15 protein-coding genes, 1 other RNA gene and 1 pseudogene are annotated in these 25,299 nt (G+C 71.6%); 9 read left to right on the top strand and 8 right to left on the bottom strand.

Annotated features, from left to right (window positions below; all coding sequences use genetic code 11):
• Positions 1 to 44 precede the first annotated feature (44 nt).
• The gene (locus tag C1703_RS10865) at positions 45 to 803 is read left to right on the top strand and encodes an SDR family oxidoreductase (protein ID WP_114251833.1); all 759 of its coding nucleotides are present in this window, start codon (positions 45 to 47) and stop codon (positions 801 to 803) included.
• Between the two features lie 271 nt (positions 804 to 1,074).
• Here the strand turns inward: C1703_RS10865 and C1703_RS10870 are convergent, their stop codons facing one another.
• The 3 genes from C1703_RS10870 to C1703_RS10880 all read right to left on the bottom strand — a co-directional run bounded on the left by C1703_RS10870 (position 1,075) and on the right by C1703_RS10880 (position 3,741).
• Complete coding sequence (locus tag C1703_RS10870) at positions 1,075 to 2,292, bottom strand: serine hydrolase (RefSeq protein ID WP_114251835.1); 1,218 nt, start codon at positions 2,290 to 2,292, stop codon at positions 1,075 to 1,077.
• 74 nt (positions 2,293 to 2,366) lie between these two features.
• Positions 2,367 to 3,353, bottom strand: coding sequence for an aldo/keto reductase (locus tag C1703_RS10875; RefSeq protein ID WP_114251837.1), 987 nt, complete (start codon positions 3,351 to 3,353; stop codon positions 2,367 to 2,369).
• A gap of 61 nt (positions 3,354 to 3,414) precedes the next feature.
• Positions 3,415 to 3,741, bottom strand: coding sequence for a nuclear transport factor 2 family protein (locus C1703_RS10880; RefSeq protein ID WP_114251839.1), 327 nt, complete (start codon positions 3,739 to 3,741; stop codon positions 3,415 to 3,417).
• A gap of 216 nt (positions 3,742 to 3,957) precedes the next feature.
• Between C1703_RS10880 and C1703_RS10885 the strand changes: the two genes are divergently transcribed.
• The 4 genes from C1703_RS10885 (at position 3,958) to C1703_RS10905 (ending at position 17,226) form a co-directional block, all read left to right on the top strand.
• Entirely contained in the window at positions 3,958 to 4,515 is a 558-nt protein-coding gene (locus C1703_RS10885; protein ID WP_114251841.1) for a DoxX family protein, read from the top strand.
• 51 nt (positions 4,516 to 4,566) lie between these two features.
• Positions 4,567 to 4,905 (top strand): MazG-like family protein, encoded by a 339-nt coding sequence (locus C1703_RS10890; RefSeq protein WP_114251843.1) that lies wholly within the window; start codon positions 4,567 to 4,569, stop codon positions 4,903 to 4,905.
• A gap of 140 nt (positions 4,906 to 5,045) precedes the next feature.
• Positions 5,046 to 6,560, top strand: a complete 1,515-nt coding sequence (locus C1703_RS39600) for an MFS transporter (RefSeq protein WP_232840446.1) — start codon at positions 5,046 to 5,048, stop codon at positions 6,558 to 6,560.
• A complete protein-coding gene (locus C1703_RS10905; protein WP_114251845.1) occupies positions 6,520 to 17,226 on the top strand; it encodes a non-ribosomal peptide synthetase/type I polyketide synthase in 10,707 nt (3,568 codons plus the stop codon). The genes C1703_RS39600 and C1703_RS10905 overlap by 41 nt, the downstream gene beginning before the upstream one ends.
• Before the next feature lie 1,034 nt (positions 17,227 to 18,260).
• On the opposite strand, the pseudogene C1703_RS10915 reads toward C1703_RS10905, so the two are convergent.
• Positions 18,261 to 18,628, bottom strand: a pseudogene (locus C1703_RS10915) (hypothetical protein).
• 523 nt (positions 18,629 to 19,151) lie between these two features.
• Between C1703_RS10915 and C1703_RS10920 the strand changes: the two are divergent.
• Positions 19,152 to 20,063, top strand: a complete 912-nt coding sequence (locus C1703_RS10920; protein WP_114251849.1) for a LysR family transcriptional regulator — start codon at positions 19,152 to 19,154, stop codon at positions 20,061 to 20,063.
• A gap of 26 nt (positions 20,064 to 20,089) precedes the next feature.
• On the opposite strand, the gene pgl is transcribed toward C1703_RS10920, so the two are convergent.
• A complete protein-coding gene (pgl, locus tag C1703_RS10925; RefSeq protein ID WP_157993093.1) occupies positions 20,090 to 20,821 on the bottom strand; it encodes a 6-phosphogluconolactonase in 732 nt (243 codons plus the stop codon).
• A 598-nt stretch (positions 20,822 to 21,419) separates the two neighbouring features.
• Positions 21,420 to 21,829: RNase P RNA component class A (gene rnpB, locus C1703_RS10935), an RNA gene on the bottom strand.
• A 572-nt stretch (positions 21,830 to 22,401) separates the two neighbouring features.
• Here rnpB and C1703_RS39605 point away from each other — a divergent pair.
• Entirely contained in the window at positions 22,402 to 22,668 is a 267-nt protein-coding gene (locus C1703_RS39605) for a hypothetical protein (RefSeq protein ID WP_232840447.1), read from the top strand.
• Positions 22,669 to 22,743: 75 nt separating this feature from the next.
• On the opposite strand, the gene C1703_RS10945 is transcribed toward C1703_RS39605, so the two are convergent.
• Both C1703_RS10945 and C1703_RS10950 read right to left on the bottom strand, forming a co-directional pair.
• Entirely contained in the window at positions 22,744 to 23,571 is an 828-nt protein-coding gene (locus C1703_RS10945) for an AraC family transcriptional regulator (protein ID WP_114251854.1), read from the bottom strand.
• Positions 23,572 to 23,594: 23 nt separating this feature from the next.
• A complete protein-coding gene (locus C1703_RS10950; protein WP_232840448.1) occupies positions 23,595 to 23,801 on the bottom strand; it encodes a hypothetical protein in 207 nt (68 codons plus the stop codon).
• Between the two features lie 163 nt (positions 23,802 to 23,964).
• Between C1703_RS10950 and C1703_RS10955 the strand changes: the two genes are divergently transcribed.
• Both C1703_RS10955 and C1703_RS10960 read left to right on the top strand, forming a co-directional pair.
• The gene (locus tag C1703_RS10955; RefSeq protein WP_114251856.1) at positions 23,965 to 24,720 is read left to right on the top strand and encodes a MerR family transcriptional regulator; all 756 of its coding nucleotides are present in this window, start codon (positions 23,965 to 23,967) and stop codon (positions 24,718 to 24,720) included.
• Positions 24,717 to 25,295 carry a hypothetical protein gene (locus tag C1703_RS10960; protein ID WP_114251858.1) on the top strand — a complete coding sequence of 193 codons (579 nt, stop codon included), beginning with the start codon at positions 24,717 to 24,719 and terminating at the stop codon, positions 25,293 to 25,295. Before C1703_RS10955 ends, C1703_RS10960 begins: the two co-directional genes overlap by 4 nt.
• The last annotated feature ends 4 nt before the right edge of the window (positions 25,296 to 25,299 follow it).

Below are 25,299 nucleotides of genomic sequence, written 5' to 3' on the forward strand. Positions count from 1 at the left end.
GCATGGCGGGCCCTCCCGTGGCCCCTCCCGTACGCTGCGGGCCCATGAATGCGAAGGAGAACGGAATCGCGGTGGTGACCGGGGCGGGCTCCGGCATCGGCCGGGCGGTCGCGGTGGAACTGCTGCGCGCGGGCTGGTCGGTGGCGCTGGCGGGCCGGCGCGTCGAGACGCTGGAGGAGACGGCGGCCCTCGCACCGCAGGGCGCGGCTCTCGCCGTGCGGACGGATGTCTCACGGCCGAAGGACGTGGCAGGCCTGTTCGCGGCGACCGTCGAGCGGTTCGGGCGGGTGGACCTGCTGTTCAACAACGCGGGCACGTTCGGGCCCGGCGGTGTGCCGGTCGAGGAACTGCCCTACGAGGCGTGGCGGCACGTGGTGGACACCAACCTCAACGGGGCGTTCCTGTGCGCGCAGGCGGCGTACCGGCAGATGAAGGAGCAGGACCCGCAGGGTGGGCGGATCATCAACAACGGGTCCATCTCGGCGCACACGCCCCGTCCGCACTCGGTGGCCTACACCTCGACCAAGCACGCGCTGACCGGCCTGACCAAGGCGCTGTCGCTGGACGGGCGGCCGTACCGGATCGCCGTGGGGCAGATCGACATCGGCAACGCGGCGACCGACATGACGGCCGGTATGCGGACAGGGGCGCTGCAGGCGAACGGGGAAGTCGCCCCGGAGCCCGTCATGGACGTCGCGGACGTGGCCCGCACGGTGCGGCACATGGCGGAGCTGCCGCTGGAGGCGAACGTGCAGTTCGCGACCGTGCTCGCCACGACCATGCCGTACGTCGGACGCGGCTGAGCGCGGGCCCCGCGATCGTCAATCCGTCAACCTATACAAACGGAATATGAACGTCCGCACCATTGCGGCCGGTCGGGCGCTTATGCTCAACTCGTCTACACGAAAGCTTCACAGTTGGAGCAGAAGGCTTCCGCAGGCCACACCCAGGGGGGAGGCGGCAGTCGTTCCACGGCACCGGGTGGGGGTGGACCCCGCGTGGGACCGCGGGGTGCGCACCGGTGCGCGTGGAACGACTGCCGCAAACGTCCGTCAAAGGGCGAGGCGGACCGTGTCATTCGCGGTGCCGTCCCTTCGCGCGCCCGGGCGTCCGGCGCCGGCGCAGCGCCAAGAACCCGCCCGCCAGCAGCGCGACCGCGGTGCCGGCGCCTTCCGCGAGCCGCCCCGCCGAGGGCTCGCGCGCGACCGCACCCGAGGCGACGGCTCCGCCCGCGGCGGCCGGTCCCGTCCCGGGGCGCTCGCCCGCCGACTCGCCCGCCGGCTCGACCAGTACGCCGACGGCCCGTGCCGACGCCCCCTGCGCGAAGCCCCAGTCGAGCAGGGCGGCGGCCTCCTCGTAGACGGCGTCGAGGCGGTTGCCGGGGTGCATGACCGTGACCAGCAGGGTGCGCCCGGCCCGGGTGGCGGCGCCGGTGAAGGTGTTGCCGGCGTGGGTGGTGTAGCCGTTCTTCACACCGATCAGCCCCGGATACGCCCGCAGGCCCCACGTCCCGTCCAGCAGCCGGTCGGTGTTCTGGATCTGGAACGTCCGCCGCCCCCCGGCCGGGAAGTCGGCCGTGCGCGTCCGGCAGTAGGCGCGGAAGGCGGGGTCGCGCAGCCCGTGCCGGGCGAAGAGCGTCAGGTCGTACGCCGAGGACAGCTGCCCCGGGTGGTCGTAGCCGTCCGGGCTGACCACGTGCGTGTCCAGGGCCCGCAGTTCCCGCGCCCTGGCCTGCATCTCGGCGACGGTCCTCGCCACCCCGCCGTTCATGTGGGCCAGGACGTGCACGGCGTCGTTCCCGGAGCGCAGGAAGACGCCCTGCCACAGCTGGTCGACGGTGTACGTGGTCCCGGCCCGGATGCCGACGAGGCTGGAGCCCGCCGGGATGCCTGCCAGGTCGGCGGCGGTGACGGTGTGCCGGCTGTCGCGCGGGAACCGGTCGAGCAGCGTGTCGGCGAACAGCATCTTCAGCGTGGACGCGGGCGGCAGCCGCCGGTGCGCCCGGTAGGCGGCCAGCACCTCGCCGGTGTCGTGGTCGGCGACGAGCCAGGAGCGGGCGGTGAGCCGCCGGGGCAGCCCGGTGGTGCTGCCCGCCTGAACGGTGTCGGAGCCGAGGCGGTCCCCGCCGAGCACGGGGCCCGCCTCGGAGTCCGGTGCCGCGGGGACCGGTGCCGCTGAGACCGGTGCCGCTGAGACCGGTGCCGCCGCGGCCACCGGGGTGGCACCGGCCATCGGGGCGGCCAGGGCGAGGGCTAGCACGGAACGTCTGGACAGCCGGGCTGAGTCACGCATCCCGCGACGGTACGAAGCGGAATCGCGCAGGCGGGCCCGGAACGGTCAAAGACCGGCCCAAGATCCCGCAATGATCACCGCCCGAGCAGCCGGTCGGCCTCGGCCAGCTGTGCGGCGGTCAGCGCCCCCTTCTCCAACGCCCCCGCGTTCTCCTCCGCCTGTGCGACCGAACGGAAGCCGGGGATGGGGATCGTGCGCGGGCTGCGCGCCCACAGCCAGGCCAGGGCGCCCTGGACGAGCGTGCGGCCCTCGCTGGTGAGGACGTCCCTGAGGGCGTCGACGCGGGCGAGCCACTCCGGGTCGGCGCCGGAGCCGTCCCCGAACCCCTGGAGCCAGGCCGGGGGCCTGCTGCGGATGTCCCCGGCCTCCAGCGGCTGCCCCTCCCGGCGCTTGCCGGTGAGCAGCCCCATGGCCAGCGGACTGCGGTTGACGCTCGCGAGACCCGCCTCCTCGCACAGCCGGAGCATCTCGGGCGCGTCCTGGAGGACGTTGAGGGTGTGCTGGACGGCGGCGCAGTGCGGCCCCTGCGCGAAGACGGCGGCGCGTGCCGGGTCGTCGGTGCTCCAGGCGTAGGCGCGTATCAGCCCCTCACCGACCAGCTTCTCGCACTCGTCCCGGAGCAGGGCGGCCCGCTCGGTGTCCGCGTCGGAGAGATGGAACTGGTAGAGGTCGACGTAGTCGGTGCCGAGCCGGTCCAGGGACGCGGTCAGGGCGCGGCGCAGGTAGGCCGGGGAGTCGTCGCTGCCGGTGAGGGTCCGGGTCTCCTCGTCGAAGACGTTGCCCCACTTGGTGGCGACGACGACATCGGCCCTGCGCTTGCCGAGCGCCCGGCCCAGCACGCGTTCGCTGTGCCCGGCGCCGTAGGTGTCGGCGGTGTCGAAGAACGTGACGCCCAGGTCGAGGGCGCGCCGCACCGCCCGCACCGACTCCTCGTCGTCGACTCTGCCCCAGCCGAGCGGCTGCCCGTCCGGCGCCTGCCACTCTCCTCCGATCGCCCAGCAGCCGAAGCCGAGGGCGCTCACCTCGATGCCGCCGCGTCCGAGCGGCCGTGTGGTCTCCATGTGCGGGGATGCTAGGAGTTGGAGCGCACGCGAACACAAGCCCCCGCGGGGCCGGGTTTCTTCAGGCCTGGCCGGTCTCGAAGCGGGAGATCCGGCCGTCGTCGTCCACGGTGAAGCTCCACCGGGTGCGCATCTCGCCCCAGGTGTCGTTGCTGTAGCGGGCGAGGAGGGAACGGCCGCCGTTGGACTCGTTGTCGACCTCCAGGTGGCCGTGGGAGAAGAAGATCTCCCGGTCGACCCAGTCGGCGAGGTCGCGGTCGGAGCCGTCGTCCGCCATGGTCGCGCCCGGCGCGAGGAGCGCCATGAAGGCCTCGCGGTCGTGGTTGTTCACGGCGGCGACGAAGGCGCGGACGGCCGGGTCGCTGAGGCGCGTGGTCTGAATCGTCATGCCAGTCAGCCTCGTACCGGCCGCCGGGCCCCGCCACCGGTGCCACCCGAACGGCGTCGCGGGCGGGCCCGCGGGGTGTCGGGGGGTGTCAGGAGTGCGACGGTGGAAGCGTGAGAAAGCGGAGTGCTCCTCTGTTCCCGACTTTTCGTTCGTTCCTGTTGTCCGCTGTGTTACCGACTTTCCGCTCTGTTCCTGCTGTCCGCTCCGGGAGACGACGTGAGGCGTTACCACCGACGTGATCTGGGCCTGTTGCTGCTCCGGCTGGGGACGGGCGGTGTGCTGGCCGCCCACGGCACGCAGAAGCTGTTCGGCTGGTTCGGCGGGCACGGCATCGAGGGCACCGGGCAGTTCATGGAGTCCGTGGGGTACGTCCCCGGCAAGACGAGCGCGACGGCGGCGGGCCTCGCGGAGACCGGCGGCGGCGTGCTGCTGGCCCTGGGCCTGGCCACTCCGGCCGCCGGAGCCGCGGCCGCCGGGGCGATGGCGGGGGCCGCGGCGGTGCACGCCCCGAACGGGTTCTTCAACCAGGGCGGCGGCTACGAGTACGCGGCGACGCTCGGTCTGACGGCCGCCGGCCTGGCCGTCACCGGCCCGGGGCGGCTCTCCCTGGACCACGCGCTCGGGCACGCGGTGAACCGGAGCTGGATGATCCCGGTGGCGTTCGCGGCGACGGCTGCGGGGACCGCGCTGGTGGTGGGGGCCCGTGCCAGGCGGCTGCGGCAGGCCGAGGAGGGCGAGCAGGACCCGCTGTTCGAAGAGGAGTACCTGGAGTAGCGGGCCGGGCGGGCTCGGGGCACTGTCAGACCCCCGTGGCAGGCTGCCCCCATGAACGATCACACGCCGCCCGGGCCCGAGCTGTGGGCCTCCATCGACGCCCTGTGGGAGTGGCTCGAGAGCAGCAGCCCGATCGAGGGCCCCGAGGGCTTGCTCCTGCGCGTCCTGAAGCTGAACGAGGAGGTCGGCGAGGTCGCCGAGGCCGTCATCGGCGTGACCGGCCACAACCCCCGCAAGGGCGTGACGCACACCTGGGACGACGTGCAGTCGGAGCTGTGCGACGTCGCCGTCACGGCGCTGATGGTGCTGCGGACGCTGACGCCGGAGGCGCGCGAGGTGTTCACGCGGCATCTGGAGCGGGTGACGGAGCGGTCCCGGGCCACGAGCTGAAGGCGGCGTCTCCCTGCGGACAGCCCCTGAGCTGCCATCGGACGCGTTTCCGCCCGCCGGTCCGAACACCTCTGCAATGATCGAACGTGCTGCCCGGGCCGCCGGGCGGCTGACACTGGCCCGACAGGTCGAGGAGTCCGGTGACGGGGGTGGACTGGCGGTTCCGGTCCCTGGTGGTCGCGCACGCCGTGTCGGCCTACGGGACCTACCTCAACCTGATCGCGCTCAGCCTGTTCTCGTACGAGGTCACCGGCACCGCCTGGGGCGTGGGCGTGGTCATGGCCGTACGGCTGCTGGCCGGGGTCACGGCCGGGCTCGCCGCGGGCGCCCTGTCGGGCCGGGTCACGCGCCGCACGGTCATGGTGGTCACGGACCTCGCCCAGACGCTCGCCATGGTGCTGCTCGCGCTCTGGTCCTCCGGCACACCGCTGGTCGTGCTGCTCGGCGCGGTGGTCGTGCTGGGGGCGGGCAACACGTTCTTCAACGTCGCGCTGCGCAGCGCGGTCCCGGTCATGGTCGGGCAGGACAGCCGGGCCCGGGCCAACGGCGTGCTGGTCACGGCCCGGTCCGTCGCCACGGTGCTGGGCTTCGCCTCGGCCGCACCGGTCATCGCCCTCGGCGGGTTCGGCATCGCGTTCGCCGTCAACGCGGCGAGTTTCGCGGTGTCCGGCGCCGCGGTGCTGGTACTCAGACCGCGCACCGACTCCGCCGGGGAGGACGACGCGCCGACCACGACCGGGAAGGACGACCCGCCGACGGGGCAGGGCCACCCGCCGACCACGACCGGGAAGGACGACCCGCCGACGGGGCAGGGCCACCCGCCGACCACGACCGGGAAGGACGACCCGCCGACGGGGCAGGGCCACCCGCCGACCACGACCGGGAAGGACGACCCGCCGACGGGGCAGGGCCACCCGCCGACCGGCGAGGGCGTCCCGTCGGCCCGGGAGCGGAGCGGGCCCGTAGCGGTCCGTGGCGGGCGGCTGCGGCGTCGGGTGGCGGGCATCGCCGGGCCGCTGCTCGGGCTGATCGCGCTGCGGGGCCTGGACGCCCTGGCGTCCGCGTCGCACAACGTGGCGCTGCCGCTGGCGGCGCACGCGGCCGAGCCGTCCGAACCGGCGGTGTTCATGACCCGGTTCTGGTCGGCGTGGGCCGTGGGCACGCTGCTCGCCCACCAGGTCCTCAAGCGCCGGTCGCGCGGGACGTCGTGGGGCGAGCGCGCCTTCGCCGCGGGCACCTGTGCGATGTCGTTCTGCTTCGTGGCGGCGTTCACCGGGCTGCCCGCCCCCGCCCTGACGGCGGCGGCCGTGGCGGCGGGGTTCGCGGACGGCTGGACCGAGATCGTCTACACCTCGCGGCTCCAGGCGGCCCCCGACCGGCAGCGCGGCCGGCTCTTCGGGCTGTCCGCGACCGCCGAGCAGTCCGGGTTCGCCCTGGGCACGGTGGCCGCGGCGGCCGCGCTCGAAGCCCTGCCCGCACTGGCCGTCGTGGGGGCCTTCCACGGGACGGCGGCGTGCGGGGCGGTGGTCCTGCTGCTGCTCACCGTACGAAGGCAGCACGCGCGCAAAGCCGAGGATCGTTCGTCCACCAGCAAGGAAACGGGAGAGGACAGGCATGGAACGTCTACGGGGGCAAGCCATCTGCACGGGTCCTGAGCCCGAGCGCACGCAGGACGATCCGGCCGACGCCGTGCGGGCACTGCTGGGCGCCGCCCGGTCCGCCCCCGGCGGGGCCGTCGTCACCGTCGCCGCCGACGGCACGACCGGCTCGCGGTCGTACCCCGAACTGCTCGACGCGGCCCGCCGCGTGCTCACCGGCCTGCGCGCCCACGGGGTGCGGCGCGGCGACCCGGTCGTGCTGTGCGGGCTGCCCCTGGACGAGTTCTTCCCCGCCTTCTGGGCCTGCGTGCTCGGCGGCGCCCTCCCGGTGGCCATCGCCGAGCACCCCGCGCCGGGCTCCCCCGCCTCCGAACGCCTGCGGCAGGCCTGCGCGTTACTCGGCGGGCCGCTGGTGCTGACCGACGCCCCCGGCGCGGCGGCCCTCGCCGGCGCCACGCCCGCCCCGCGCGTCGCCCTCGCCCGGGACTGCCTGGACGCGCCGCCCGCGGACGACCACGTCGAGCCCGACCCCTCAGACACGGCCCTGCTGATGCTGTCCTCCGGCAGCACCGGCGTCCCGAAGGCCGCCCGGCTGACGCACGCCGGGCTCGCGGACTTCGCGGCGAGCAGCCGCCGCCTCCTCGACGTCCGCCCGGACGACACCCTGGTCAACTGGCTGCCCGTCGACCACAGCGGCGCCTTCCTGCTCTACCACCTGCTCGCGGTCTTCACCGGCAGCACCAACGTGCACACGCCCACCGACCGGGTGCTCGCCGACCCGCTGCGCTGGCTCGACCTCCTCCACGAACACCGGGCGCGGCACAGCTGGGCCCCGACCTTCGCCTACCGGCTGGTCGCCGACGCGCTCGCCGAGCGGCCCGGCCGCCACTGGGACCTGGGCGGCCTCAAGTCCCTGCTGTGCGGGGGCGAGCGGGTGGTGCTGCCGGTGCTGCGCCGCTTCCTCGACGCGACGGCCCCGTACGGCGTGCGCGAGGAGCACATCGCCCCGGTGTGGGGCATGGCCGAGACGGTCACGGCCGTCACCTACGGCCGGCTCGACCGGCCGGGCACCGTGCACCGGCTGCTCAGGAGCAGCCTGGACGGCGACCTGGTCCGGGCCGCCCAGGACGCCCCGGACGCCGACTGCGTCACCTTCGTCGCCTCCGGCTCGCCCGCGCACGGCGTCACCCTGCGCATCGTCGACGACCGCGGGGACCTCGCCCCGCCGGGCCGGATCGGCCGGCTCCAGGTGCACTCGCCGGCGCGGCTCACCCCCGGCTACGTGAACAACCCGGAGGCGGACGCCGCGGCCTACCCCGCCGGACGCGACTGGCTGGACACGGCCGACCTCGCCTTCCTCGCCGAGGGCCAGGTGGTCATCACGGGCCGCCGCAAGGACGTCATCATCCTCAACGGCCACAACGTGTACTGCCACGAGGTGGAGGAGGCCGCCACCGCCGTCGACGGCGTCCGGCAGGGCGAGGTCGCCGCGTGCGGGATCCCGTCGGCGGAGCGGGGCACGGAGGAACTCGCCGTGTTCTTCGTCAGCCGCGGCACCACCGAGGACCGGCGGATCGCCGCGGAGGTCAGGGCCGCGCTGTTCACCCGGCTCCGGCTCACCGCCGCGCACGTCCTGCCCGTCCCGGAGGACGAGTTCCCCCGGACGCCGGCGGGCAAGGTGCGGCGCGCCGAGCTTCCCCAGCGGCTGAGCCGGGACGCGGAGACGGTGACACGTGCAGCCGTCCGGGAGGCACCGGGCGCCGGGCCGGCCCGGGACGCCGACGCGGTGGCGCGTGCCGTGCGGGAGGAACTGGGCGCCGTGCTGGGCCACCCGGTCGACGTGGACGTGCCGTTCTACGAACTCGGCCTGACGTCCGTGCTGGTGGTGCGGTTGCGGAACCGGCTGTCCGAGCGCCTGGGGATCCCGATCGACCAGACGGCCTTCTTCGAGCACCCGACGGCCGCCGCGCTCGCCGCCCACCTCGCGGGCGACGCAGCGGCGGCAGCCGCACCGGGCACACGGACCGGCGACGGCTCCCCCGACCGCCGCGTGGCCGTCATCGGACTGTCCCTGCGCTTCCCCGGCGCCGACTCGGCGGACGGTTTCTGGGCGAACCTGCGGGACGGCGTCGACAGCGTCCGCGTGTTCGGCGAGCGGGAACTCCAGTCGGCGGGCCTCACCCCCGAGCAGCGCCGCGCGCCCGGCCTCGTGCCCGTCGCCGGAGTCCTCGACGGCGTCGAGGAGTTCGACGGGGACTTCTTCGGGATGAGCCCCAAGGAGACCGGGCTCACCCACCCCGCGCACCGGCTGTTCCTGGAGTGCTGCCACCAGGCCCTGGAGGACGGCGGCCACGCGGCAACCGCGCCGGGCGTCCGGGTGGGGGTGTTCGCCGGGTCGGGCATGAACCTCTACGACCACCAGCAGTCCGCGACCGGCTCGCCGTACGACCCGGCGGACCCGGCGGCCGGCATGCAGTCGGCGATCGGGCAGGAGCCCGACTTCCTCGCCACCCGGGTCGCCTACCGGCTCGGCCTCACCGGGCCGGCCATCGGCGTGCAGACGGCCTGTTCGACGTCCCTGGTCGCGGTGCACCTCGCGGTCCAGGCGCTGCTGACCGGTGAGGCGGACCTGGCGCTGGCGGGCGCCGCGGCCGTGCACCTGCCGCAGGAGACCGGCTACCACAGCCACCCCGGGTCGATCCTGTCGCCCACCGGGCGGTGCCGCGCCTTCGACGCGGAGGCCGACGGCACCGTCGGCGGCAACGGCGTGGCCGCCGTACTGCTCAAGCGCCTCGACCGGGCGCTGGCCGACGGCGACACCGTGCACGCGGTGATCCTGGGCTCGGCGGTCAACAACGACGGCGCCGCAAAGGTCGGCTTCAGCGCCCCCGGTATCGAGGGCCAGGCCGACGTCGTACGCCAGGCACTGCGCAGGGCGGACGTACCGCCGGAGACGATCACCTACGTGGAGGCGCACGGCACGGGAACACGGCTCGGCGATCCGGTGGAACTCACCGCGCTGGCGCGGGCGCTCCGCGCGGACGGCGGTGACGGCACCGGCACTGGCACTGGCACCGGCACCGGTACCGGTTCCTGCACGGTCGGCTCGGTGAAGCCGAACATCGGGCACCTCGACAGCTGCGCGGGCATGGCCGGGCTCATCAAGACGGTCCTGATGCTGCGCCACCGCACCCTGGTACCGACCCCCCACCTGACCCGCCCCAACCCCGAACTACCCCTCCGCGACGGCCGGTTGACGCTCGCCACAGAACTACGGCCGTGGACGGTCCCGGACGGCGTGCCCCGCCGGGCCGGTGTCAGCGCGCTCGGCGTCGGCGGCACCAACGCCCACCTGGTCCTGGAGGAGGCCCCGCCCCCACGCCCCCGCCCGGTGCCCGAACTCCCCGTCCTCGTCCCCGTGTCGGCCCGCGACGCCGAGGCCCTCGACGAGCTGACCGCCGTGCTCCGCGGCCGGTTCCTGGCCCGCCCGGACCTCCCCGCCGCCGACGTGGCCGCCACCCTGGCCCTCGGCCGACCGCACCGCCCGGCGCGCCTCGCCGTGACGGGCCGCACGGCCGGCGACCTCGCCCGCGCGCTGGACGAGCACCAGCACGGGGAGCACCCGCATGCTGCGCAGGCCCCGGCCGGCCCGGTCGCCTTCGCCTGCACGGGCCAGGGCAGCGCCCGCCGCGCCATGGCGAGCGGCCTGTACGCCGTGAGCCCGGCCGCCCGGGCCACGCTCGACCGGTGCCAGGCGCTGTACGCCGGGGAGTTCGGTGGCAGCCTGCTCGCCCCGCTGACGGCCACCGCCGAACCCGCCGGTCCCGCCCCGACGGGCGAGACCTGGCCCACCGAGACCGCGCAGGCGGCCCTCTTCGCCCATCAGGCGGCGCTGGCGGACGCGTGGCGGGCGGCCGGCATACGGCCCGCGCTGCTGTTCGGCCACAGCGTCGGCGAGTACGCCGCCCTGTACGCGGCGGGCGCCCTGACGCTGGAGGACGGGCTGCGGCTCACCGCCTGGCGCGGTCGTCTGATGCAGCTCCGCTGCCCGGCCGGGGGCATGCTCGCCGTCCGGGCCGACCGGGCCACCGCCGAGCGCGTCGCCGCGGCCTCCGGTACGGAGCTCGCCGCGGTCAACGGCCCCCAGGCCCAGGTGCTCTCCGGTCCTCCCCCGGCCCTCAAGGAGGCGGCGCGGCTCCTCGACCAGGAGGGTCTGCGGTGGCGTGCGCTGCCGGTCGACCGGGCGTTCCACTCCGCGGACGTCGACAGCGCGCTGGACGAGTTCCGCACCCGGGCGCGCGAGGTGACCTACCGCCCCCTCCACACCCCGCTGGTGACGACGGCCGACGGTGAGCTGCGCCGGCCGGGCTGGACGGTCGACGTCGAGTACCTCTGCCGCCAGGCCCGGCAGCCGGTCCGCTTCGACCTCGCCATGGCGGCGGCGGTCGAGCGGGGCTGCCGCGACTTCGTGGAACTCGGCGCCGGGCGCACCCTCGCCGGCCTCGGCCGGCACTGCGCACCCGACAGCCGCTGGCTGAGCGGGCAGGGCGCCGGGGACGGGGCCGAGGAGCAGGCGCACGGCTTCCTGACGGCGCTCGGCGCGCTGTACCGCAGGGGCGCCGACCTGGACTGGCGGGCGCTCGTCACGGAGGGGGGCCGGGTCCCGCTCCCGGGGCATCCGCTGCGGCGGCGCAGGGTGCCGTACGAGGCCGGGGTGCCGGCCGGGGCCTCCGAGCAGCAGCCGGTTGTGTCCGGTGAAGTGATCGATGTGGTCCGGGAGTTGGCGGCGGAGAAAGTCGGCCGCCCGGTCACCGACGTGACACCGGACAGCTCGTTCTTCGAACTGGGCGCCGACTCGCTGTCCCTGATGAGCATGACGACGGAACTGGAGCAGCGGTACGGCGTCCGGGTCCCGATCCGGGAGGTGTTCGACACGGCGGACACGCCCAGGAGGCTGGCGGAGCGGGTCGGGGAGCTGCGGGGGGATGAGCCGCCGGTGACGGCCCAGGAAACGGTGGTCCGGGAGGCGGTGGTTCGGGAACCGTCAGCACCCGAGGGTGCTGACGCCGACGTCCACGCCCTGTTCGGACAGCAACTGCGCCTGGTCGGGCAACTCGTCGACCAGGTGGGCGACATGATCTCCCGCCAGCTGGACGTCCTCGCGACGGGATCCGGCACCACGACAGCGCCTCCGATTCCGGCCCCGGTTCCGGTGCCGGCTCCGGTGCCGACGCACACACCCGCCCCCCTCACCTACGACCCGGAGCCCGCCCCCACCACCCCCTCCGGCAACACCGACTTCAGCCTCTACTTCTTCGGCGACTACCCCCAGGACCGCGACCATGACAAGTACGGCCTGATCATGGCCGCCGCGGACTTCGCCGACCGGCACGGCTTCCACGCCCTGTGGTTCCCCGAGCGGCACTTCAACTCCTTCGGGGCGCTGTTCCCCAACCCCTCCGTCCTGGCCGCGGCCCTCGCCGCCCGGACCAGCCGGGTCCGGCTGCACGCCGGGTCCGTCGTCCTGCCGCTGCACCATCCCGCCCGGGTCGCCGAGGAGTGGTCGGTCGTCGACAACATCTCCGGCGGCCGGACCGGCCTGTGCTTCGCGAGCGGCTGGCACGCCACCGACTTCGCGCTCGCCCCGCAGAACTTCGGCCGCCACCGCGAGGTGATGTACGAGCAGCTGAAGACCGTACGGCAGCTCTGGTCGGGCGAGCCGCTGAAGACCACGGCGGGCGACGGCACCCCCGTGGAGATCCGCCTGCACCCCCGCCCCGTCCAGGACAGCCCGCCGATGTACGTGGCCGTCGTCGGCAACCCGGACAGCTACCGCCGGGCGGCCGCCGAGGACCTCGGCGTGGTCACGAACCTGATGACGCAGACTGTGGAGCAACTGGCCGAGAACATCGCGCTGTACCGGCGTTGCCGTGCCGAGCACGGTCTCGACCCGGCGGCCGGGCGGGTGGTGGTGCTCGTGCACACCTACCTGGAGGAGGACGCGGAGCGGGCGCGGGCCGAGGCGTACCGGCCGTTCCTGTCGTACCTGCGGTCCTCGCTCTCCCTCTTCGACCAGGTCACGAACAGTCTGGGCTTCCAGGTGGACCTGGAGAACACGCCGGAGGAGGACGTGGAGTTCCTCCTCGGCCGGGCCTACGAGCGCTACTGCGACTCCCGCGCCCTGATCGGCGACGAGCGCACGGCCGCGGAGACCGTAGGGCGTCTGCTGGCCGCCGGCGCGGACGAGATCGCCTGCTTCGTGGACTTCGGCGTACCGAAGGAGAAGGTACTGGCGGCGCTCCCGGTCCTGGACCGGGTCCGCAGGACGGCACCGGCGTCTTCGGAGGCTGCGGGCAGCACCCCGGGCACTCCATGGACGATGGCTCCGGCGCCCTCCGCACCCCGCCGGGCGCCCCTCACCCCCGCTCAGCGCCGCATCTGGTTCTTGGAGCGACTGCACCCGGGCACCGCCATGTACCACGAGCCCAAGGCGATCCGCCTGGACGGCCCGCTGGACGTCCCGGCCCTGCGCTGGGCGCTGGACCGGGTCGCTGACCGGCACCCGGCGCTGCGCACGGTGTTCGGCGACACGGACGGCGTCCCCTACCAGGAGATACGCGACCGCATGCCGCTCGACTGCCCGGTGGAGGACCACACGGGCGCGACGGAGGAGGAGGCCCTGCGGTCGGTCCTCGCGGACGACCACGGACTGGATCTCGCCTCCGGCCCGCTGGTCGCCGCGCGCCTGCTCCGCCTGTCCCCGAACCGCCACCTGCTCTTCCTCCTGGCCCACCACATCGTCTTCGACTCCTCCTCCACGGCCGTGCTGGCCCGCGATCTCGCCGCGTACTACCGCGCCCGGCGGGGCGGAGGGCCCGAACCGCGGCCACTGCCCGAGCTGCCGGCGGCCGGCCCGCCGGACCCGGCGTCCCTGGACTTCTGGCGGCACCACCTCGCCGACGCCCCCGAACTGACCCTGCCCACGGACCGCCCCCGCCCGCCGGTCAGGTCGGGAGCGGGCGCGAGCCTCACCCACGCCCTGGACGCCGAACTGGCGGACGGCCTGCAGAAGTGGGCCGCCGGGCACCGCGCCACCCTCTTCATGACGCTGACCGGCGCGATCGGCGCGGTCCTCGGCCGGTTCAGCGGACAGCGGGACGTGGTGATCGGCACGGCGGTGGCGTCCCGCCCCACCGGCGCCGAGGACCACGTCGGTCTCTTCCTCGACACGGTCCCGCTGCGCCTGGACCTCACCGGCGACCCGGACTTCGCGACCCTGCTGGGCCGGGTGCGCGAAAGCAGCACCGCGGCCTTCGAACACGGCGGTGTCCCCTTCGACGAACTGGTCGGCGCGCTCAATCCGCGTCGCGACCCCGGCCGCAATCCGCTGTTCCAGGTGATGGTGGAGTACGAGAACGAGGGCCGGGCGGAGTTCGACCCGCCCCACCTCACCTCCGCCCTGCTCGACGTCCCGAGCGACCGCGCCCCGTTCGACCTCAGCGTCTACCTCACCCGCCACGCGGGCGGCGTCCGCTTCATGGTCGAGTACGACACGGCTCTCTTCGACGAGGCGACAGTGCGCCGCTTCGTGGACTACGTCGAACAGGTGCTGCGCCGCGCCCTGGACACGCCCGACGCGCCCCTGCCGGCTCTGACCGCCCTCACGACGGCCGACCGCACCGCGCTGGCCCGTCTGGAACAGACCGGAGAGGGCACGCGCCCCGGCACCACCCTGCACGGCCTCTTCGAACAACAGGCCCGCCGCACACCGGCCGCCATCGCACTCCTCGGCGACGAAGTCAAGGTCACCTACGCGGAGTTGGACGCGGCGGCCAACCGCCTGGCCCACCTGCTCCGCACCCGCGGCGCGGCACGGGGACAGCGCGTGGCGGTCCTCCTCCCCCGCGGCCCGCGACTGATCACGGCCCTGCTGGCGGTCCTCAAGACGGGAGCGGCGTACGTCCCGCTGGACCCGTCCCTGCCCGCCCCACGCCTGGCCCTGCTCCTCGCCGACACGGCACCGGTACTCCTCCTCACCTCCGAGGCCACGGCCCGCCCGGACCTCGAACTCCCCGTCCAGCTCATGGAGTCGGCGGACGACACACTCCCGTCCACCCCGCTCCCGGACGACGCGAAGGCCGCCGACCCGGAGGACCCGGCCTACTGCATCCACACCTCCGGCTCGACGGGCAGTCCGAAGGGCGTCGTCGTACCCCACCGGGGCCCCGCGAACCTGATCCGGCACCACCTGAGGCACCACCCGGCGCTCCGCACCCTCCAGTGGACGTCACCGGCGTTCGACGTGAGCGTCCAGGAGATCTTCACGACGCTCGCCTCGGGGGCGGCACTCGTCCTCGTCGACGACGCCGTACGGCACGACCCGGCGGTGATGGCCGAGACGGTACGCCGCCACGAGGTGCAACGGCTCTTCATGCCCTGCACCCCGCTGAAGTACCTGATGGAGACGGCCCCCGAACTCCCCTCCCTGCGCGAACTGTTCTCGGCGGGCGAGGCCCTGCACCTCACCCCGGCCTTCCGCCGCTTCCTCACCACGCACCCGCACTGCGCCCTCCACAACCAGTACGGCCCCACGGAGACGTCGATCATCGTCACGACGCACCGCGTCGACCCGGTGGGCGAGGAGTGGCCCCCGATCGGCACACCGGTGCCGGGAGCCCGGATCCGGCTCCTGGACGACACGGGCCGGCCGGTCCCGGTCGGAGCGGTAGGCGAGATCCACGTCAGCGGCGTGCCGGTGGCACACGGCTACCACGACCGCCCCGCCGAAACAGCCGCCGTGTTCCTCGACGACGGCGCGGGCGGGGTGCGGTACCGCACGGGCGACCTGGGCCGCTGGCGTACGGACGGCACCCTGGAGTACCGGGGCCGGGCGGACGACCAGGTCAAGATCCGCGGCTACCGGGTGGAACCGGGCGAGGTCCAGGCGGCGTTGACGGCACTGCCGACGGTCCGGGACGCGGCGGTGCTCCCACGCCGCGACCGCCACGGCGACACCGAACTGGTGGCGTACGTGGTCCTGACCGCGGGAACCTCCGGGCCACAGGTGCGCACCGCGCTGGCCGCCTCGCTCCCCGACCACCTGGTGCCCCGCCGCTGGGTGACGCTCGATCGCCTCCCGGTGAACGCCTCCGGCAAACTGGACCGCACGGCACTGCCGGAACCCGGGGACGACTCGGCGGAACCCTCACGATCCGAGCCGACGACGGCCCTGGAACAGACGCTGCACAACCTGTGGTGCGAAGAACTGGACGTACGGCCGGTCCCGGTCACGACACCGTTCTTCGAACTCGGCGGCCACTCACTGAGCGCGATCCGCCTGCTGAACCGCATGCGCGAGGCGACGGGCATCGACCTCACGATGGCCGACTTCTTCCTGGACCCGACGATCCGGGGCATCGCGCACCGCGCCCGGGTGGAGGACACAGCCCCGATGCCCTCCACGCTCCGCCGGCTGTGGCGCCGCCACCACGCGCTCGCCGACCCGAGTGTCTACAACATCGCCCACCGCGTGGACCTGCGCGGCGACCTGGACCCCGGCGCCCTGCACCAGGCCCTCACGGACCTGGTGGCACGCCATCACGCACTGCGCGGCAGGCCGGTGCGCCGCCAGGACGGACGGTACGAGGTCGAGATACTGGCCGAAGTCCCCGTGCCCCTGCCGCTGACCGACCTCCGCGCGCCCGCCGGCGCCCCTGAGGAGGCGATGGACCGCTGGTGCCGCGAACAGGCCTCCGCCCCATTCGCAATGGACCGACCGCCCCTGTTCCGCTTCGCCCTGGCCCGCGTGGCACCGGACCACTGGATCCTGATGACCGTCTTCCACCACGCGGTCTGCGACGGCTGGTCCCTGGCCGTCATCAGGCGCGACCTGCAGGCCCTGTACAACGCGCACAGGACAGGCAGCACACCCCAACTCCCCCCGGTAACACACCACTTCACGGACTTCGCCCGCGCGGAACACGCCCTGCCGGACGACCGCAGAAAGACCCTGGAACACTTCTGGCGCACGGAACTGGAAGGCATCCCCCTACGCCCGCAGCTCCCCTACGACCACCCCCGCCCCGACACCCTGTCGGGCCGGGGCGCCCTGCACACGTGGACCCTCACCGACGACACCCCGGCCCACCTCACCGCCACGGCGACCCGCCTGGGCACCACGCCCTACACGATCCTGGCGGCCACGTTCGCGACCTGGCTGGGCCGGCTGTGCGGCACCCCGAACGACATGGTCCTGGCCGCGTCCAGCGCGAACCGCGTCCACCGCGACCGCGCGGAGACGGTCGGCATCCTGGGCGACGCCGTACTCCTCCGAGCACGCCTGTCCGAAGCCGACTCGTTCCCCGCCCTGGCAGCCCAACTGGGCACCACCCTCTTCGAGGCCCTGGACCACCAGGAACTCCCCCTGACGGACGTGGTCTCCCTGGTCGCACCCGACCTGGCGGAGTCCCTGTTCCCGACGGTCCTGTTCACGGTCATCACCACAGAGCCCCCGTCCTTGCACCTCCGGGACGTCCACACGACGATCCGCGCCCTCCCCACCCAGGGCGTGGCCCGCAACGAGCTCTACGTCGTGATCGCCCCGGAGGCGGACACCATCACGATCACGTTCGAGTACTCGACGGACCTGTTCACGAGGGAGACGGTGGAGGAGTGGGGGCGGTCCTTCACGGGGCTGCTGAGGGAGGTGACGGCTTCGCCTTGATCGCCGCAGGGGCGGCAGGCGAGCCGAGCGATACGCCGGGTTTTCCTGACGCACCTCCCTGACCTGCGCTTTCGCAGGTCGGATCGGTTGTGAACTGTAGGTCCGGTTGCAGACTTCGACCGGGGCTGCTCTGAGCCGATCAGAGGCAGTCACCTTCTGGTTTGACTCGGAGACGGCCGAGGCCGGGGCGGTGTCGGACAGGATGTGAGCCTGCTGACGGCACGTTGCGTACAGCGATTCACCTCAAGGCAGGACTAATTCGGTCTGCGGGATGCCGAGGCAACTGGCACGCCGAATCAAACGCACACCCGCCGATGACGGAACACGCGCGTTGCCGGCTCCGCGCCACAGAGGCTGTGCCCTGCCAAGGCCTGCACGACTCTGGGGTTACGCCGAACGCCACTGTCGGATGCGGCTACAGACCAGGGGCGCGCGCTCATATGGCTGCTGGCACTTACCGCTACCGCTGCCATCGTCGCCTCAGCAGCGCTGCCCCGGCCTTCCCAGTCCAACGGAGCGCCCTTCCAACCGGTCGTCTTCGCGCTCGACCTCATCCTGGCCGCCCTCGACCTCGGCCAGGAAAAGGCGTTCACTCCTGTGACAGCACTGCCTGGATCGCCTGGCTCAGCTCCCTCTCAGCCTGGCTGCTCGACGCCACCGCCCTCACTAGTCTCACCCGTCGCCTCACCCGCTCCTGAACGCCAGCAACACGATCTTGTGCTGGCGGGACGTGACCTGTAGAGCTCTTTCACCATTCGTTGGACGCGGAGAATCGGCTGTAGGTCGTTAACGATTGCCTGCGCGCGATGAGCGCAGACGATGAGTTCCGTGCTCGCATCCGGCGGGAAGGGCACCTCTCACAGCGCGTCATGGGGCCGCGCCTGGTCCCGGTCCTCGACGCGACGTCATCCACCGAGACACTGAAGCCGCAGAGCATCCTCCTGGCCCGCCTGGGACACAGATCCTGGACTTTGGCACTGCACACTCCTGGACAGACTCCGTGAACGCACTGCGCCAATGAGCCTTTTCCAGCCTCACCCTGATGTGTGGTGAAGGACGAAGACGGCCTTGACCACCTCGGTGACGCGGTTGGCGCTGCAGCGGAGCTTCCGCGGGAGGCGCCAGCCCTTGAGGGCGGCCGTGGCTCACTCGCCGAGGCAGCGGATCTTGGCGTTGAGTCGAGCCGGGCAGAGCCAGCGACGCCCAGAGCAGTCGTCCGGAAGGATGCGAGCTGGGCGTAAGGGGCACCTCACCACAGTTGGGCCAGGGCGAGCGGGGGCTGACGTCCGGCAGGAAGGCGCCTCCACCGCGTTCCGATCTCCTGCCGTCGGACTGTCAGTTGCCTGGTCAGCAACCGCAGGGTGCGGCTGGACAGATCAATCGAGGACGGGTGGACAAGCAGGCGAAGCTCCTGGCGGACACAGGTGATCTTGATCGAGAGTCCGTCTACCAGGAGCTTCACCGTTGCGCAGAACAGTCCAACTCGCAGTCAGGCCTCGCTGGCCTGAAAAGGGCTCAGTCTGTTGTTCTGCCCCAAATCGGGTGCCGGCTAGCTAGGGTAATCAGATGCGACGTCCACGGGGGTGTGCTGCTGCCTACTCCTCCTTGCCGCTGAACCACTCATGGCCTGCGATGAGTCCGATGATCTGCACAAGCCGAAGCGTCCAGAAGATCCCCGTAAGCGTAGATCCCATCACCGGCTTACAAGCCTTGACGGCCCGCGATCCAGCACGCTGCACCTTCGCCCGCGGGCCTTCCTTCCGTTCGATTGCCATTAGTGCACTCCCGTCACCGTTGCATCACCGCAGGCTGGCACCCTTGGTGGAAGTCCTCTTCGACTTATCCCTATGCTCACGGGATTCTGAGCCTGGAGCAATGTCATGAAATTGCAGCGCACTAATGCCCGTAAGGCATAGGGGGAACTGATGCCAGGAGTTGACCTTCGACAGCTGCAATACTTTATCACAGTGGCAACATGTGGATCTTATGTCGAAGCAGCTCGGCGACTATACATGACGCAACCAGCCCTATGGCGCCAGGTTAAGTCACTCGAAAAGGAACTTGGAGTTCCGCTATTTGAACGCGCCGGAAACAGGGTTTTCCTCACGACGGAAGGAGCCGTACTACTGAAACATGCACAGGAAGCACTTCAGTCAGTGGATCGATTCACATCGATGGCCGACAACCTAAGCAACAACTTGACAGGGGTGGTCCGATTCGGATGCTTCCCTGTACATATCGAGTACTTTCTGGCCCCTCTGATCGGCCGATTCCTGGCGGAGAACAAGCGAGTCAAAATGGAATTTTCCGGGCTAGAAGAAGGGCGCAGGGCAGACGTCGCAAGGAATCTCTACGAGGAGTTGCGAGAAGGTCGAATAGACATGTCGATGGCCCCTGGGCCAAGGGTGGACTTCGACGGTTTCAAAGTCTATCGAGTGCACGTCGTCGCCATGTTTCCAGAGGGTCACTCTCACTATGGATCTAAAGAAATACCCATCCGCAACTTGGCTGGAGAGCCGCTACTCACCACTCCGCGCGGCTACTTCACGAGAATGGAGCTGGAACGTGGCGCCGCTAAGGCAGGTTTTCACTTAACGGTCACCGTCGAGAGCCCTAATTTGCGAGCCCTGCTTGCCCTTGGAAAGAACCGCGTAGGCATTCCTGTTGTGGCCGAGGACAATGTTCCAGTCAATGACGACTACAGAGGAAGTGTAGTTGTTTCACCAGATGGGCCTATTTTTACGGACGTGTGGCTCCACTGGCGCAAGCAGAGTTTACCCCCGCCGGCCTCACTCCTCGCGGAATTAATCAGAGCCGAGGCCCAGCGATTTCAGTAACGCTGGGCCACACAGTCAGGCGCACACTACAACTTCGCGCCGGCCGGCTTGTCGACGAACCAGATCACTTTCCCGCCCTGGGACTCAATCTCCCTCGCGACCCTGGCCACTGGAAGATGGGAGTTTCCTGCGTCGCTCAGTGCCTTGCCAAGCGCGTCCGCCTTTCCCGCGCCCGACACAAGGATGTGGCATGCCTTGACACCTCTCATCGCCTTCAGCGTTAGAGTCGCACGCTGCGGCGGCGGCTTCGGCGAATTATAAACGCTCGCAACCAGCCGATTCGCCTCTTCGATCTCTTCAAGTCCAGGAAAGAGTGAGAGAGTGTGCCCATCTTCGCCCATACCGAGCCACAGGAGGTCCAGCCTGGGGATTTCAGGAGATACCTGCGGAAGGTCACGGATGAGTACCTCGTAATGGTCAGCCGCTTCTTGAGCAGTCACCGCCCCCGCAGGCTTTAGCAAATTTTCAGCAGTCAGGGGAAGGTGACGAAGTAGGTCCCGCTCGGCTTGCCCCCAATTGGATTCACTGTCGTCCAGAGCGACGCACCGTTCATCACCCATACCAATGTTGACACGTGACCAATCAACCACATCGGGCTGGCCGGCGATCAGCCTGTAGGCCGCACCAGGAGTCCTACCGCCGGTGAGGATCCACGTCACGCGCTCGTTCTCGGCCAGTCCGTCTTTGATCGTCTGAAGTGCCATCTGTGCCGCAGACTCCGCCAGTGCCGTCGAGTCGTCGAAGGTCAACAGTTCCATGATTCCTCCAGAATGTTGGCGATTTTTCTCCGCGCGCACATGATAGCGACGCCGCGTCCCCAACCGCATCGGCCCTTTAGGCAGAGTCTCTATGCTTCGGAGGCATAAGCTGGGACAGTCATAGGCTGATCCTGTGATGTCCCAGGTGAGGATAACGTTTCTTCATCTGACAGAGAAGGCTGTCCAACCCAGCTGCGCGGGCTTTGATCATGACTTCCGGCCGGTCATGCCCACGACCAGGCAGCTGGTGGTTACGAGTAATGGTTTAACCTCGCACTTAAATCCGCTACTGATCACAGAAGGCCGAGCAGAGGAAAAGCTCTGCCCGACTGACCTTAACTCTTTTCAGGCTGGCGATCCCTGACTGCGCGCTGGACTGTCCTGCGCAACGGCGGAGCTCCTGATGGACGGGTTCTCAGGCGATGGAAACGTCGCCACAACACCGTCCACGCCAGATCCGCTGCCTCGGCGAGCGGGCTACGGCCACCCTCAAGGGCTGGCGCCTCCCGCGGAAGCTCCGCTGCAGTACCCACGATTAGACCCGGACGCTTTGTTGAGCGCGACAACAGAGCCGCTGACCTGCGGAAATACTGAGCGGCAGACGAGTCGGGCTGTACGCCGGGTTCTGTTCCCCGGTTCCCTCGCGGGAGCCGGGGCGACGGCCATCCATCTAGGGCCGGCGTTGCCGTCGGCCTCGTGCGGTCTACCCGCGGACTCGGGCGGGCAGCCCTCGAACGTCCGCGCAGAGCCGTCTTTTACAACGGCTCCTCTTGACCTTGCTCCGGGTGGGGTTTACCTAGCTGCCCAGGTCACCCTGGGCACTGGTGGTCTCTTACACCGCCGTTTCACCCTTACCGAGGGCCGGAGCCCTCGGCGGTTTGTTTTCTGTGGCACTGTCCCGCGGGTCACCCCGGGTGGCTGTTAGCCACCACCCTGCCCTGTGGAGCCCGGACGTTCCTCGGGAAGCTCCCCGTCAGGGGGACTCCACGCGGCCGTCCGCCCGGCTCGTCTGCCGTGTCGACCATGGTACCCGGCGTGGTGCGGGCTTCGGCGCCGCGGCCGTGGCCAGGACCGAGCCGGCCAGGATGAGGGCGAAGGCGGCCAGTACGGTCGGGGTCAGGTGCTCGTCCAGGAAGACCGCGCCCGCCGCCACCGCGACCGCCGGGTTGACGTACGTGATGACCGACGCGCGGGTCGGGCCGACCTCCTTGATCAGTTCCAGGAAGGTCACGAAGGCGATGGCCGTGCAGACGACGCCCAGGGCCGCCAGGGCGGCGAGGGTCTCGGGGGAGGGAAGCGTCGCGGGGCGGGAGGTGATGGCCGCGGGGGCGTAGATGAGGGCCGTCAGAGCCAGGCAGGGCGTGATGAGGTGCAGGGTCGGGACGTCCTTGAGGTGGCGGCTGGCGATCAGCGGGGCCGTGGCGTAGCCGACGACCGTCACCAGGACCTCCGCCAGCGAGAAGGCGTCGCCGCCGGTCAGGTGCGGGACGGTGAGGACGCCGACTCCGGCCAGGCCCAGCGCGAGGCCGGTGATGCGGCGGGCGCCCAGCGACTCGGCCGCGCCGAAGAAGCGGGAGAGGATGACCGCGACGATCGGTACGCCCGCTATCAGCAGGCCCGCGGTGGAGCTGGAGAGGTGGCGTTCGGCGTCGGTCAGGGTGTACCAGGGGCCGACGATCTCGATGACCGCGAAGGCCAGCATCGGCTTCCAGTGCGTGCGGACGGTGCGTGTCAGGCCCGGCTGGCGCAGGGCGAAGGGGAGGAGGAGGGCGGCGCCGAGGGCGCAGCGCGCGAACACCACCGCCGACGGGGACAGGTCGTCCACCGCCACCTTGATCAGCAGATAGGGAATGCCCCAGACCACTCCCATCAGGGAGAACAGGAACCAGCCGCGTGCAGTCATGCGCTGAGTCTCCGTCATCTCAGCCTGCCGCGTCTTGAACGCTGTTGCGGTAGGCCGCCGGGGTCACGCCCAGCACGCGGCGGAACCAGCGGGTGAGGTGCGCCTGGTCGGCGAAGCCGACGAGACCCGCGACCTCGGCGGGGCGCAGGCCGGAGTCCAGGAGGCGGCGGGCCCGGGACACGCGGTGCTGGGCGAGCCAGGCGTAGGGCGGCACGCCCGTCGCCGTGCGGAAGGCGCGCAGGAGCTGGTAGCGGGAGAGGCCGAGGTCGGTGGCGAGGTCGGCCAGGGACGGGGGTTCCAGCAGTTCGTCCGCGAGGCGGTCGCGTACGGTCCTGGCGATGTGGTCGGCGCCCGGCACGGTGTCGCTCACCGCTCGGGCCGTGGAGTGACGGTGGGCCAGGGCCGTGAGCAGCCAGGGCAGCCGGGACTCGGCTTCCAGCGGGTCGGGGCAGGCGCTGATGTCGGTGTGGGCGGCGCGCAGGGCGGTGGCGAGTTCCGGGTCGTGCAGGACGGGGTCGCGGAAGTGGGGCAGGACGCCGAGGGTGCCGTCGGTGAGCAGGGCCGGGTCGGCGTAGAGGGCCTGGTAGGCGTAGCCGTCGGCGGCGGCCGGGCCGCCGGTGTGCATCTCGCCGGGCTCCAGGACGACGATCGAGCCGGGGTAGGAGTGGATGTGCCCGCCTCGGTAGGCGATGACCTCGGAGCCGCCGACGGTGACGCCGACCGTGAACTCGTCGTGCGCGTGCGGGGCGTAGACGTGCTGGTCGAAGCGGGCGGTGAGGAGGTCCAGGGGCGGGCCGCCACGGCCCAGGCGTGCTCTGGTCCAGCTGGCCTTTTCTCGTATCCCCATGACGCACCCCCCGGCCCAGGGGATCAGAGGAGGTCCGCGGTGTCCAGGTCGAAGGCGAACGGTTCCGAAAGAGTGACGGGCTTGCCGAAGGGGCGGGCGCAGTGCTCGCGGTAGTCGTCGTCCTTCGGGTCGCTGAGGACCGTCCTGAGCCGAGTCCCGGTCGACGCGCAGGTAGAGGGGGATTCCGGCCCGGGCGTAGCAGCGGCGCTTGGCTTCGCGGACTTGATCACTTGCCTCACGATGCGGCTGATGTACTTCTCGTGATCCCCATCCGGCCCTCCTGCCGGTGGGATCGGGGTCCGTTCCCTCGATCGTGGCACACGGCCAACGCCGCCGTCAGGCACCGATCCGCGTGCTTGACCCTGCCGCAGCGTCAACGTCTTCACTGGTGGCATGCGGATCGGAGAACTGGCCGGGGTCGTCGGCGTCACCACGCGGGCCGTGCGGCATTACCACCATCTGGGGCTGCTGGCCGAGCCGGAGCGGCGGGCCAACGGGTATCGGGAGTACACCCTGCGGCACGCCGTCGTGCTGGCGCGGATCCGGCGGCTGACGGAGCTGGGGCTGGGGCTCGCCGAGGTGCGGGACGTGCTCGCGGACGACGCCGGGAAGGACCTCGTCGAGGTGCTGACCGAGCTGGACGAGGATCTGGCGCGGCAGGAGGAGGCGATCCGGGAGCGGCGGGGGCGGTTGCGGGCGCTGCTGGAGGCGGAGGGCGGGCTGCCGGCCGAGGGGCCGGTGTCGCCCGAGCTGGCCGCGCTGTTCGCCGGGACCGCGCATCTCACGGAGAGTCCCATGGCGGTGAAGGACCGCGAGATCATCGCCTTTCTGGAGACCTCCATGCCCGACGAGGCGCGGGAGCGGATGGTGGCGTCGATCGGGGAGGCGCTGGGGAGTCCGGAGGCCGTGGCGCGGGCCGGGGTGGCGTACGCGCTGCTGGATGCCCTCGCGGATGCCGCGCCGGACGATCCGCGGGTCGAGGAGGCGGCCCGGGCGCTCGCCGGCTGCATTCCCCCGGGGCTGTTCCCGGAGGTCGGGGACCTCGACCACGACGACAGCGTCCTGCGCGCGTTCTACGACGACCTGGCCCCGGCGCAGGCCGAGGCGATCCGCCGTACGCTGCGGATCCTCGCCGAGGAGCGGCGATGAGGGTCGCGCGGCTGCTGGTCCGGCACGAGGTGCGGGTGCTGGTGAGTCTCGTGCTGTGGGTGGCGCGGCGTACACACGGCACGAAGAGCGGGCGGGCCTTCGGGTACGCGCGCGGGCAGGGCGCGATGATGGCCGGCTTCGCGTTCGTGTGCGTGGTGGAGACGGTGGCGATGTCCGTGCTGCTGCGGGACTTCCCGACCGCGCACGCGGTGCTCCTCTTCCTGGACGTGTACGGCGTCGTGGTCGTCGTCGGGCTGCACGCCGCGTCCGTCGTACGGCCGCACGTGCTGGACCTCGAGGGCGGCTCGCTGCGGATACGGCGGTACGTGCACGTCGATCTGCGTGTGCCGCTGGAGCGGATCGCCTCGGTGCGGCGCGAGCTGCGGCTGACGCACGAGCCGGCCGACGGCGAGCTGGACGTCGAGGTCGGTTCCCGGACCAGCGTCACGCTCGAACTGACCGAGCCGGTCGCCCACGTCACCTTCTTCGGCCGGCGCCGCGAGGTCCGGGTCGTCCGCTTCCACGCCGACGACGCCGACGGCCTGGTCCGCGCCCTCGGGCGGGCGCGCGTCTGAGGCC

Source organism: Streptomyces sp. Go-475, from assembly GCF_003330845.1.
Taxonomy (GTDB): Bacteria; Actinomycetota; Actinomycetes; order Streptomycetales; family Streptomycetaceae; genus Streptomyces.